Source organism: Micromonospora sp. NPDC049523, from assembly GCF_040676775.1.
Taxonomy (GTDB): domain Bacteria; phylum Actinomycetota; class Actinomycetes; order Mycobacteriales; family Micromonosporaceae; genus Micromonospora_G.
Genome location: NZ_JBFAPP010000004.1, coordinates 217,323 through 229,838, shown reverse-complemented (window position 1 = coordinate 229,838; position 12,516 = coordinate 217,323). Strand labels below are relative to the sequence as shown.

Below are 12,516 nucleotides of genomic sequence, written 5' to 3'. Positions count from 1 at the left end.
CCGGCCACCGAGGTGACCGGCCGCCCACGCCTGATCAGTATTCGGACGGCGAGTCGTGAGCAGAACCGCTACTCGCCGGACTCGCCCGGCGCCCGCTCCCCCGATCCCCGCTCACCCGATCCCGACGCTTCCGATGCCGGCTCGGGCAATGTCGGCTCGGGCAATGTCGGCTCGGGCGACGGTTTCGGTGATCGCCCGACCGTGCGCAGGGCGAGCCGTAGGGCGTACTCGATCTGGGCGTTGACGCTGCGCAGGTCGTCACCGGCCCAGCGGGCCAACGCGTCGTAGACCTGTGGATCGAGCCGGAGCAGGAGTTTCTTGCGCTCGGCCATCAGCCGGACCGCCTCTAGCTGTAGAGGGAACCGGCGTTGACCACCGGCTGGGCGGCCCGGTCGCCGCAGAGTACGACCAGCAGGTTGGCCACCATCTGTGCCTTGCGCTCCTCGTCGAGGTCCACCACGTGCTCCTCGCGCAGCTTGTCCAACGCGAGGGAAACCATCCCGACCGCGCCCTCCACGATCTTGAAGCGGGCGCCGACGATCGCGCTGGCCTGCTGGCGGGCCAGCATCGCCTGGGCGATCTCCGGAGCGTAGGCCAGGTGGGTGGTACGCGATTCGAGCACCTCGACGCCGGCCATCTCGGACCGCTCCCGCAGTTCGTGGGTCAGCTCCTCGCTCACCACCGCGCTGTCGCGCAGGCTGGCCCGACCGGAGTCGTGCGCCTCGTACGGGTAGCTGGTGGCGAGGTGCCGTACGGCGGTCTCGGCCTGCACTGCGACGTACTCGACGTGGTCGTCGACGGCGAACACGGCCTTGGCCGCGTCGACGACCCGCCAGACGACCACGGCCGCGATCTCGACCGGGTTCCCGTCGGCGTCGGAGACCTTGAGCCGGGCGGTTTCGAAGTTGCGCACCCGCAGCGTCACCTGGGTACGGGCGGTCAGCGGGAGGGTCCAGTGGAAACCGGCGTCGCGGATGGTGCCGACGTAGCGGCCGAAGAACTGCACCACCTGCGCGTTGTTGGGGTTGACGATGGTGAAGCCGGTGCCGGCGACGGCGGCCAGTACGGCGTACGCGACGGCGGTGGCCACGATCGCCTGGTCGTTGCCGGCCGCGAGGAGCACACCGGTCGCGACGGCGGCGAGCACCAGCAGGATCGCGATCATGAGGAAGCCGGACATCCGGAAGACCACTCGCTCCATGACATCTCCTTAGTAGCAAAGTGATATCACTACGATAGCGAGCCGCCACCTGTCGGACAACCCTGTATTCGCTATCGGGTCGACTCGGGGTCGGCGGCAGGCTCGGGCTCGGTGAGGGCGAGCCTGCGGGTGGCGATCCGCCAACCGATGGCGTAGACCAGGGTGACCAGCCCGCAGCCGGCCAGCACCACCCGCTCGTCGACGTGGTCGACCACGGCGGCGACCACGAGCTGGCTGATCGAGATCGCAAACGTGGCCAGCATCAGGTCGGTGGCGAACACCCGTCCCCGCAGCCGGTCGGGCACCTCGCCCTGCAACGCGAAATTGGACAGCACCCAGTTGCTGCCGCCGGCGAAGTGCGCCACGAAGACCAGCACCAGGACCAGCGGGAACCAGTTGACCACCGACACCCCGAGGTAGGCCAAGCCGTAGCCGGACATCGACAGCGCCAGGCCGGGCAGCAGCCAGGACCGCCGGGTGAGCACCCGGCGCATCAGCACCGGACCGGCCAGCGCACCCGCTCCCCGGCTGGCGAACAGCAGGCCCGCCCCGATCGCACCGACGCCGTACACCCCGGCGAGCAGGGGGAACACGGTCAGCACCCCGTTGCCGAGACCGACCGCCGACTTCACCGTGACCAGCGCGCGCAGCCGTGGCCGGGCCCAGATGTAACGCAACGCCTCGCCGAGCGCCGCCCAACCCCGCTGCACCGGCACCGCGTGGTCGCGCGGCGCCTGCAACGGGCGGCGGATCAACCAGGCCAGCCCGGCCGCGCCGGCCAGCGCCGCCGCCGCGATCCAGAAACAGGCGTACGGTCCGACGACCTCGCTGAGCACCCCGCCGAGCGAGGCTCCGACCACGCCCATGGTGCCCCAGGCCGCCCCCGCCACCGCGTTGCCGGTGGCCAGGTCCTCCGGATCCAGTACGTTCGGCAGCGCCGCCTGGGAGGCGGGTGAGTAGAACGCCTTCGCCACCGCGACCGCCCCGATCGACACCAGCGCCAACCAGGCGGTGTCGGCACTGCGTACCCAGAGCAGCAACAGGAGCGCGACCAGGCCGCACAGGTTCGACACCATCATGATCTTCTTGCGGTCGATCCGGTCGGCGATCATGCCGCTGTACGGCAGCATCAGCGCGGTGAGCCCGGTGTCGACGGCCAACACCAGCGCGCCCCACACCCCGCTGCCGGTCAACTGGGGCAGCAGCACCAGCAGCGGCACCATCACGAACCAGTCGGCGCCGAAGACCACCAGTTGTGCGGCGAACAGGTTCCGGAAGTCGCGGTTACGGACGACGAGTTGCAGCGGGGACGACGACACGGATCGGGACCCTACCCGGCGGCTGTGACCCCACAGACGGGTCGTCCCGGGCCGGTAACCGCACCGACCCGGGACGACCCGGACTAGCTGAACTGCTCGATCCCCCGGACTACTCCGCCGGTGGCAGCGGCGAGCGCCGGGTCTTCGGCAGCCGGAGCACCTCGAACTGGTCGGTGCCGTCGACCAGCGCACCCGACGGCCGGGGTGCCGCGTCGACACCGAAGCCGCCACCGTCGGTCGAGCCGCCGGCCGTACCGGTCACCGGTGCGCCCGCGCCGACCAGCGCCGGCTCGGGAGCCGTACCGGGCGGGGTGCCGCCGTCGCCCTTGGCCAGGTTGCGCCGCTCGCGGCGACGCTCCCGCCGGCCCTCCACCATGGTGTAGAGGGTCGGCACCAGCACCAGGGTGAGCAGGGTGGAGCTGAGCAGGCCACCGATCACCACGACCGCGAGCGGCTGCGAGATGAAGCCGCCCTCGCCGGTGAGGCCGAGCGCCATCGGCAGCAGGGCGAAGATGGTCGCGATGGCGGTCATCAGGATCGGGCGCAACCGCCGCCGTGCTCCCTCGACCACCGCCTCCTTCACGCCCAGTCCCTGTTCCCGGTACTGGTTGATCAGGTCGAGCAGCACGATCGCGTTGGTCACCACGATGCCGACCAGCATCAGCACACCGATCAGGGCCGGTACGCCGAGCGGCGTACCGGTGACCAGCAGTAGGCCGATCGCACCGGTGGCCGCGAACGGGATCGAGACCAGCAGGATCAGCGGCTGGATCAGGCTCCGGAACGTCGCCACCATGATCACGAAGACGATCGCGATCGCGGCGAGTACGGCGAGTCCCAGGTCGGCGAAGGCGTCCGCCTGCTCGGCGGTGACCCCACCGATGGTGAAGGTGGCCCCCGGTACGTCCAGCGTGTCCAGCTTCTTCTGCAGCTCGGTGCTGGTGGCGCCCAGGTTGGCGCCGGTGGCGGTACCGGTGACGGTCACACTGCGCTCGCCGTCGATCCGGGTGACCGAGACCGGGCCGGCCACCTCGTTGACCGTGGCGAGGTCACCGAGCTTCGCCGGGCCGATCGGCAGTGCCTTGAGCTCGTCCACCGTGGCCGGGGCGGAGCCGAAGCGCAGCACCACGTCCTGCTGGTCGTTGCCGAGCGACACCTGACCCAGCGGGCTGCCCCGGAACGCCTGTCCGACGAGCTGCCCGACGGCCGCCTCGGAGAGCCCGAACTGGGCCGCCTTGGCCCGGTCCACCGCGACGTCGATCCGCGGTGCGCTGTCGGCCAGGCTGCTCTCGACGTCCTCCACCTCGGGGGTGTCGGCCATCGCCTGGCGTACCTGCTCGGTCGCCCGCGCCAGCACGTCGTTGTCGGCGGCCTGGACGATCACCGCGAGCTGGTTGGTCGACTGGCTGCCGCCGCCGAAGGTGATCTCACCGGCGTTGCTCAGCTTGTCGAACTCCGCCCGCAGCGTGTCCTTGAGCGGACCTGCCTCGGTGCCCTCGTGCAGCGCCACCGAGAAGCTCGCGTTGGCGGCGCCACCGCCGCCCTCCCACGGGGTGCCTCCGCCACCGGCGGTCACCTGGTACGTCTCGACCCCGTCGGTCTTGGCCAGGATCGCCTCGACCTGCTTGGCCGCGGCGTCGGTGGTCGCCAGGCTGGTGCCGACCGGCATCTTCTGGCTGATGCTGACGGTGTCCTGGCCGGAGTCGTCCAGGAAGTTCGTCTTGAGCTGGGTGGAGAGACCGAACGTGGCGAAGAGCACCACCAGCCCGATCGCCACGGTGGACCAGCGACGCCGGGTGGCGAAGCCGATCACCGGGAGGTACGCCCGCTGGAGCGGACTGCGCAGTTCCTTCTCCTCGGCGGCGGCGCGTACCGCGGCCTCGCCCGCACCACCGGCGGCCGGCTTCAGGAACCAGTACGCGAGCACCGGGATGACGGTCAGCGAGACCACCAGCGAGGCGAGCAGCGCCACCGTGACGGTGATCGCGAACGGGGCGAAGATCTGCCCGACGAAGCCACCGACCAGGGCGATCGGTGCGAACACCGCGACCGTGGTGAGGGTGGACGCGGTCACCGCGCCGGAGACCTCACGTACGCCGGTGATGATGGCCTGGCGCTTGTCCTCGCCGTACCCGAGGTGTCGTTTGATGTTCTCCAGTACGACGATCGAGTCGTCCACCACCCGGCCGACCGCGATGGTCAGCGCGCCGAGGGTGAGCAGGTTGAGCGAGTAGTCGCCGACCCAGAGCGCGATCAGCGCGACCAGCACGGAGAGCGGGATCGAGACCGCGGTGACCAGCGTGGACCGCACCGACAGCAGGAACACCAGGATGACCAGGACGGCCATCACCAGGCCGAGCAGGCCCTCGGTGGTCAGGCTTTCGATCGACTTCTCCACGTACGGCGCCTGGTCGAAGACGATGGTGAGGTCGGCTCCCGACGCCTCGCCGAGGTCGGCGAGCTTGTCCCGGATCTCGTGCGAGATGTTCACCGCGTTGCCGTCCGGCGACGCGGTGACCTGGATGCCGAGGCTCTCCTGGCCGTTGGTCCGGGTGAACCCGGTCGCGGCGGCGACCTGCTGCTCGACCGTGGCGATGTCGCCGAGCTTGACCGCGGGAGCGCCGGGAGCGGTCGGACTGACGAAGATGCCGCGCAGGTCCTCGATGGTGCCGATCCGGGTACCGATCTGCACCGTACGGGCCTGGCTGCCGTCGACCAGCGTGCCAGCCGGGATGGCCACCCCGTTGGCCTTGAGCGCGGTGCCGATGGCGGTCGGCGCGATGCCGAGCCCGGCGAGCTTGGCCGGGTCGGGGGTGATCACGACCTGCTGGTCGGGCGCACCGGTCACCTCGACCGTGCGTACCCCGTCGATCCCCTCGAGTTCGGGTACGACGGTGGCCCGCAGCTTGTCGGCCAGCGCCTGCTTGTCCCCGCTGCCGCTGGCGGCCAGTACGACCGCCGGCAGGTCGTCGGTGCTGCCGGCGAAGACCAGCGGTTCAACGCCCTCGGGCAGCTGGGTGCTGATCCGGTTGAGCGCGGTCTCCATCTTGTTGACCATGCCGTCGAGGTCGCTGCCGAACTCGTACTCGACCTGGACGGTCGTGGCGCCCTCACGCGAGGTCGAGGTGACCTTGGTGAGGCCGGCGACGCCCTGGATGCTGTTCTCGATCGGCTCGGTGACCTGCGCTTCGACGATCTCGGGCGAGGCTCCCGGGTAGCTGGCCACGATGAAGGCCGCCGGGAACTCCAGCGACGGTAGGAGTTGCTGCTTCAGCGAGGGGACGGCGTACACCCCGAAGCCCGTGATCACCACCGCGATGAGGGCGACCAGCCCTCGGTTGGCGAGACTGAGTCTGGCAAACAACGACATGGGCGAGCTCTCCTGGGGAAGTCAGGGCGCGACACGAATATTTTGCCTGACACGAACAATTCGCGTGAGGCCGGGGGTGCCTGCTAACGTCCGGTGGCCAGTGGCAACGACCTCCGTCACCGCCACCACCGCGGCGAGGAGGCGGGCGGAGCGTTGGCCGACCGGACCCGGCTCATCGGGGCCATCATGGATGGTCAACGTCGGATGCAACAGCTGTTCGCCTCCGACCGCTCCGATCCGCTCCTCTCGCTGCACCTCACCCTGCCGCAGCTGAAAATACTGATCCTGCTCTCGTACAGCGGCAGCGCTTCCGGCCGGGAACTGTCCGGCACCGTCGGGGTCAGCCTGGCGACCATGACCGGCATCGTCGACCGCCTGGTCGCGCAGGATCTCGTGGTACGGGGTGAGGACCCGCGCGATCGGCGGGTCCGCCGGGTCGAGCTGAGCCCGTCCGGCCGCAAGCTCATGGAGGGCATCCTGAACGCCGGCAACACCCGGATGCAAAGCGTCCTCAGCCGGCTCTCAGTCGAGGAGCTGGCAACCGTCGAGCGGGCCACCGCCCTGCTCATCGCCGCCGCGTCCGCCGAGCAACTAGATGCCGACCCGTCCACTCCCAACCCCGGCCCGCCCCCCGGCGACAACCCCACCACAGCAGCAAGCCCCCACCCACCACCCCCCCACCGCTAAACCCAGCCCCCCACCGATTCCCTCGACGATCTTGCACTTGTGGCGCCTGGGTTCAGGGCACTCATCCGGATTTGTGTCCCACCACAAGTGCAAGATCGTCGCGCCGCCTGGGATGCGGGCGGGCGGACGGTCAGACCAGGTCGAGGGCGCGGGCGGCGGCGATCACGTCGTTGCCGATGGTGGTCGGCGACGGGGCGGTGGAGATGGCCCACTCCGGGTCCTTCAGCCCGTGCCCGGTCACCGTGCAGACGATCGTCGAGCCGGCCGGAACCGTACCCGCCTCGGCCTGCTGGAGCAGCCCGGCGACACTGGCCGCGCTGCCCAGCTCCACGAACGCGCCCACCTCACGGGCGAGCAACCGGTACGCGGCGAGAATCTCCCGGTCGGTCACCGCCGCGATCAGCCCGCCCGAGGCGTCCCGCGCGTCCAGCGCCCCGGTCCAGCTCGCCGGGTTGCCGATCCGGATCGCGGTGGCGATGGTGGACGGCTCGCGTACGGCCTCGCCGTTGACGATCGGTGCGGCGCCGGCCGCCTGGAAGCCGTACATCTTCGGGTGCCGGGTGGCGTTACCCGCCTGGACGTCCTCCCGGTAGCCCAGCCAGTACGCGGTGATGTTGCCGGCGTTGCCGACCGGCAGGCAGTGGATGTCCGGGGCGTCGCCGAGCGCCTCGACGATCTCGAAGGCGGCAGTCTTCTGGCCGTGCACCCGGTCCGGGTTGACCGAGTTGACCAGCGCCACCGGGTAGTCCTGGGCGAGCTTCGAGGCGAGCGCCAGGCAGTCGTCGAAGTTCCCCTCGACCTGCAACAGCTTCGCCCCGTGGACCAGCGCCTGGGCCAGCTTGCCCAGCGCGATCTTGCCCTGCGGCACCAGCACCGCGCAGCTCAGCCCGCCCCGGGCCGCGTACGCGGCGGCCGACGCGCTGGTGTTGCCGGTGGAGGCGCAGATGATCGCCTTGTTACCGGTCTCGACCGCGCGGGAGACCGCGACGGTCATCCCCCGGTCCTTGAACGAACCGGTCGGGTTGGCCCCCTCCACCTTGAGGTAGACGTCGCAGCCGGTACGGGCGGAGAGCACCGGCGCGGGCAGCAGCGGGGTGTTCCCCTCGTGCAGCGTGACGACCGGCGTGGCGTCGGTGACCGGCAACCGGTCCCGGTAGGCCTCGATCAAACCCCGCCACATGTCGATCTCCTCGTCGATGCGTCGCCGCCGGTACGGGCGGACGCCGGGTGAAGGTGGGTCCAGCGTGACCCAGGGTGCCGGTGGCCGCGCCCGCGCACCCATGGTTACCCATCTGGCGGGACACCACCGTCCCCCACCCGGTCCCACCGTCGGCCCGACCCGGGCGCGGCCCCGCCCGCCAGCCTCACCGTCGAAATCAGCTCGGGCGCGGCCCCACACCCCGCCCCGCCGTCGAATCAGCTCGGACGCGGCCCCACACCCCGCCCCGCCGTCGAATCAGCTCGGACGCGGCCCCACACCCCGCCCCACCGTCGAATCGGCTCAGACGCCGCCCTCGACCCGGAGCACGCTGGCGATCGAGCGGACGATGTCGAGCCCGCGCAGCTCCTCGACGGTGGCGGCCAGGGCCGCGTCGGGGGCGGCGTGCGTCACGATCACCAGGATCGCGTCACCGCCGCGCCCGACGGTCGCCGTACTGCCGGTGTTGCCGCCGGTGCTGGCGGACGCCTGCCGGACGGTCGCGATCGACACCTCGTGCCGGGCGAAGACCCCGGCGACGGTGGCCAGCACACCGGCGCGGTCGGCAACGTCGAGGCTGATGTGGTAGCGGGTGACCGCCTCCCCCATCGGCCGGATCGGCAGCGCCGCGTACGCCGACTCGCTGGGCGTACGGACGCCGGCAAGCCGGTTACGGGAGACCGCCACCACGTCGCCGAGCACCGCGCTCGCGGTCGGCGCGCCACCGGCACCCCGGCCGTAGAACATCAACTGGCCGGCGGAGACCGCCTCCACGAAAACCGCGTTGAACGCGTCGCCGACGCTGGCCAGCGGGTGGCTGCGCGGGATCATCGCCGGGTAGACCCGTACCCCGATCGACTCGGCCCCGGTGGAGTCCGGGCCGCGCGAGGCGATGCAGAGCAGCTTGATCGTGCAGCCCATGGCGTTGGCGCTGGCCACGTCGGCGGCGGTGACCTCGGTGATGCCCTCGCGGTAGACGTCGGCCGCGCTGACCCGGGTGTGGAAGGCCAGCGAGGCGAGGATGGCGGCCTTGGCCGCCGCGTCGAAGCCCTCCACGTCGGCGGTCGGGTCGGCCTCGGCGTACCCCAGTTCGGTGGCCTCGTCGAGCGCCTCGGCGAAGCCGGCCCCGGTGGCGTCCATCGCGGACAGGATGAAGTTGGTGGTGCCGTTGACGATGCCGGTGACCCGAGTGATCTTGTCACCCTGCAACGACTCGCGCAGCGGGCGCAGCAGCGGGATCGCACCGGCGACCGACGCCTCGTAGTAGAGGTCGGCACCGCTCTCCGCGGCGGCGTCGTGCAGCGAACCGCCGTCCTCGGCGAGCAGCGCCTTGTTCGCCGTCACCACGCTCTTGCCGGCTCGCAGCGCCTCGACCAGCCAGGTGCGGGCCGGTTCGATGCCGCCGACCATCTCCACCACCACGTCGACGTCGTCCCGTTTGACCAGGCCGAGCGCGTCGGTGGTGAAGACCGCCGGGTCGACCGGCAGGTCTCCCCGGTTGCGGCCCTGCCGGCGGACCGCGATGCCGGCGATCTCCAGCGGTGCGCCGATCCGGGCGGTGAGGTCGGCGGCCTGCTCGTGCAGCAGCCGTACCACCTCGCTGCCGACCGTGCCACAACCGAGCAGCGCCAAGCGGACAGGCTTCGTCATCCCACATCCAATGCCAGCAGATCGTCTTCGGTCTCCCGCCGGACAATCACGCGTGCCTCGTTGCCGCGGACCGCCACCACCGGGGGCCTCGGGACATGGTTGTAGTTGCTGGCCATGCTCCGGCAGTAGGCACCCGTGCCGGGCACGGCGAGAAGATCTCCGGGCTGTACGTCGGCGGGCAAGAATTCATCCTTCACCACCACATCCCCGGACTCGCAATGCTTTCCCACCACCCGGGCCAGGATCGGCTCGGCGTCGGAGCGCCGGTTGGCCAGCGTGGCCGAGTACGAGGCGCCGTACAGGGCGGTACGGATGTTGTCGCTCATCCCGCCGTCCACGCTCACGTACGTCCGCAGCCCATCGACGTCCTTGACCGTGCCGACCTCGTACGCGGTGAACATGGCCGGGCCGATGATCGCGCGGCCGGGCTCGAAGCTCAGGTGCGGCTTGGCCAGCCGCAGCCCCTCGCACTCACCGTCGACGATCTTGTTGATCCGCTTGGCCAGGTCGTGCGGGGTCGACGGGTCGTCCTGCGTCGTGTACGCGATGCCGAAGCCGCCGCCGAGGTCCAGCTCGGGCAGTTCGACCCCGCGGGCGTCGCGGATCTGCGCCTGCAGGCTCAGCACCCGCCGGGCCGAGACCTCGAAGCCGCTGGTGTCGAAGATCTGCGAACCGATGTGCGAGTGCAGCCCGCGCAGTTCCAGCACGTCGTCGTCGAGGATCCGGAACGCGGCGGCGGCAGCCGCACCGCCGGCCAGCGAGAAGCCGAACTTCTGGTCCTCGTGCGAGGTGGCGATGAACTCGTGCGTGTGCGCCTCGACCCCGACGGTGACCCGGATCAGCACCCGAGGCCGGACCCCGCGCTCCCGGGCCAGCTCGGTGAGCCGGTCGATCTCGTCGAACGAGTCGACGATGATCCGGCCGACCCCGGCGTCCAGCGCCCGGGACAGCTCGCTGACCGACTTGTTGTTGCCGTGGAAGCCGATCCGTTCGGCCGGCATGTCGGCGGCGAGCGCCACCGCCAGCTCACCACCGGAGCAGACGTCCAGGAACAGCCCCTCCTCGGCGATGATCCGGACCACCGCCTTGCAGAGGAACGCCTTCCCCGCGTAAAAGATGTCCTCGCCCGGGAAGGCGGCCCGGAAGTCGCGGCAGCGCGACCGCAGGTCCTCCTCGTCGAGCACGTAGATCGGGGTGCCGAACATCTTTGTCAGCGCCCCGATCCGCAGGTTGCCGACGGTCAGTTCACCGTCGGCGTCGCGGGTGACGGTCCGCGGCCACAGTTGCGGCACGAGGGCGTTGACGTCCTCGGGCGTACGCAGCCACGCCGGTCCCCGGCTGCCGAGGTCGCCGTGCAGCGCCCCGGCCTCGTGAGCACGCATCACTTACATCTTCTCCGGGGCCGAGACCCCAAGTAGTTCCAGTCCGTTGGCAATGACCGTGCGGGTGGCGTCGACCAGCCAGAGCCGGGCCCGGTGCAGGTCGGTGATCTCCTCGTCGCCCTTCGGCACCACCTGGCAGTTGTCGTAGAACCGGTGGAACGACTGTGCCACCTGTTCCTCCAGGTAGCGGGCGACCCGGTGCGGCTCGCGCAGCTCGGCCGCGGTGGCGAGCACGGCCGGGTACTCGGCCAGCGCCTTGAGCAGCTCGTTCTCCTTCTCGTGCGCGAGCAGTTCGGGCCGGAACGCGTCCGGCTCGCCCCGGGTCAGTCCGACCTCGGCGGCATGCCGGCTGACCCCGGCGGTACGGGCGCCCGCGTACTGGACGTAGTAGACCGGGTTGTCGCTCTTGGCCCGGGTCCAGAGCTCCACGTCGATGTCGATCGGCGAGTCGCTGGAGTAGCGGGCCAGCGCGTACCGGGCCGCGTCCACCCCGATCGCCTCGACCAGGTCCTCCAGGGTGACCACGGTGCCGGCCCGCTTGGACATCCGCAGCGGCTGACCATCCCGGACCAGGTTGACCAACTGCCCGATCAGGATCTCCAGGGTCTGGTCCGGGTCGTCACCGAAGCAGGCGGCCATCGCCCGCATCCGGCCGACGTAGCCGTGGTGGTCGGCGCCCAGCATGATCACGACCCGGCCGAAGCCGCGCTCCCGCTTGTCCAGGTAGTACGCGCAGTCGGCGGCGAAGTAGGTCCACTCGCCGTTGGACTTGCGCAGCACCCGGTCCTTGTCGTCACCGAAGTCGGTGGTACGCAGCCAGGTGGCGCCCTCCAGCTCGTACGTCCGTCCCTGGTCGGTCAGCCGGACCAGGGCCAGGTCCAGCTCGCCCCGGTCGTGCAGGTCCTTCTCGTTGAAGTAGACGTCGAACCGGACCCCGAACTGGTCCAGCGAGGACCGGATCTCGTCGAACATCAGCGCGACGCCCTCGACCCGGAACACCTCCTGGGCGACCGCGTCGGGGCGGTCGAGCACGTCCGGATGCAGCGCCTGGACCGCGGCGGCGATCTCGGCGATGTACTCCCCGCCGTAGCCGTCCTCGGGAGCCGGCTCGCCCTTCGCGGCGGCGAGCAGCGAACGGGCGAACCGGTCGATCTGCGAGCCGGCGTCGTTGAAGTAGTACTCGGTGGTGACGTCGGCGCCGGTCGCCCGGAGCAGCCGGCTGAGCGCGTCGCCGACCGCCGCCCACCGGACCCCGCCGATGTGCACCGGTCCGGTGGGGTTCGCCGACACGAACTCCAGGTTGATCCGCTCGCCGGCCAGCACGTCACTGCGGCCGTACGCCCGACCCGCCTCGACCACCACGCGGGCCAACTGCCCGGCGGCGGCCGCGTCGAGACGGATGTTGAGGAAGCCGGGGCCGGCGATCTCGACCGATTTGATGCCGACTGCCCGGCTCAGCTCGTCGGCCAGGCCAGCGGCCAGCTCACGGGGCGGCACCCCGACCCGCTTGGCGAGCTGCATGGCGAGCGTGGAGGCGTAGTCGCCGTGCTCGGGGTTGCGCGGTCGCTCCAGGGTCACCGACTCCGGCAGCAGGGACGGATCGAGCCCACGGGATATGAAGACCGCCTGAGCGGCGGTACGGACGACCTCGGCGAGATTGGCGGGAGTCACCGAAACATGTTACCGGGGGTAGACTCGGTCACTCGGCG

At 70.7% G+C, this 12,516-nt stretch carries 9 protein-coding genes; 1 reads left to right on the top strand and 8 read right to left on the bottom strand.

Annotation, left to right across the window (positions count from 1 at the left end; translation table 11 throughout):
• Positions 1 to 68 precede the first annotated feature (68 nt).
• From AB0J90_RS07835 to AB0J90_RS07820, 4 genes are all read right to left on the bottom strand, one after another.
• Positions 69 to 332 carry a hypothetical protein gene (locus AB0J90_RS07835; RefSeq protein ID WP_363593322.1) on the bottom strand — a complete coding sequence of 88 codons (264 nt, stop codon included), beginning with the start codon at positions 330 to 332 and terminating at the stop codon, positions 69 to 71.
• A gap of 14 nt (positions 333 to 346) precedes the next feature.
• Entirely contained in the window at positions 347 to 1,201 is an 855-nt protein-coding gene (locus AB0J90_RS07830; RefSeq protein ID WP_363593320.1) for an SPFH domain-containing protein, read from the bottom strand.
• Positions 1,202 to 1,272: 71 nt separating this feature from the next.
• Positions 1,273 to 2,520, bottom strand: coding sequence for an MFS transporter (locus AB0J90_RS07825; protein WP_363593318.1), 1,248 nt, complete (start codon positions 2,518 to 2,520; stop codon positions 1,273 to 1,275).
• 109 nt (positions 2,521 to 2,629) lie between these two features.
• Positions 2,630 to 5,890, bottom strand: coding sequence for an efflux RND transporter permease subunit (locus AB0J90_RS07820; RefSeq protein ID WP_363593316.1), 3,261 nt, complete (start codon positions 5,888 to 5,890; stop codon positions 2,630 to 2,632).
• Positions 5,891 to 6,094: 204 nt separating this feature from the next.
• Here AB0J90_RS07820 and AB0J90_RS07815 point away from each other — a divergent pair, with 204 nt between their 5' ends.
• On the top strand, positions 6,095 to 6,577 hold the full coding sequence (locus AB0J90_RS07815) for a MarR family transcriptional regulator (protein ID WP_363593314.1): 483 nt from the start codon (positions 6,095 to 6,097) through the stop codon (positions 6,575 to 6,577).
• 130 nt (positions 6,578 to 6,707) lie between these two features.
• Here the strand turns inward: AB0J90_RS07815 and thrC are convergent, their stop codons facing one another.
• The 4 genes from thrC to argS form a co-directional block, all read right to left on the bottom strand.
• Complete coding sequence (thrC, locus tag AB0J90_RS07810) at positions 6,708 to 7,757, bottom strand: threonine synthase (RefSeq protein ID WP_363593312.1); 1,050 nt, start codon at positions 7,755 to 7,757, stop codon at positions 6,708 to 6,710.
• Between the two features lie 321 nt (positions 7,758 to 8,078).
• A complete protein-coding gene (locus tag AB0J90_RS07805; RefSeq protein ID WP_363593310.1) occupies positions 8,079 to 9,425 on the bottom strand; it encodes a homoserine dehydrogenase in 1,347 nt (448 codons plus the stop codon).
• Positions 9,422 to 10,807 carry a diaminopimelate decarboxylase gene (lysA, locus tag AB0J90_RS07800; protein ID WP_363593308.1) on the bottom strand — a complete coding sequence of 462 codons (1,386 nt, stop codon included), beginning with the start codon at positions 10,805 to 10,807 and terminating at the stop codon, positions 9,422 to 9,424. Before lysA ends, AB0J90_RS07805 begins: the two co-directional genes overlap by 4 nt.
• A gap of 3 nt (positions 10,808 to 10,810) precedes the next feature.
• Positions 10,811 to 12,478 (bottom strand): arginine--tRNA ligase, encoded by a 1,668-nt coding sequence (argS, locus tag AB0J90_RS07795; protein WP_363593306.1) that lies wholly within the window; start codon positions 12,476 to 12,478, stop codon positions 10,811 to 10,813.
• Between the last annotated feature and the right edge of the window lie 38 nt (positions 12,479 to 12,516).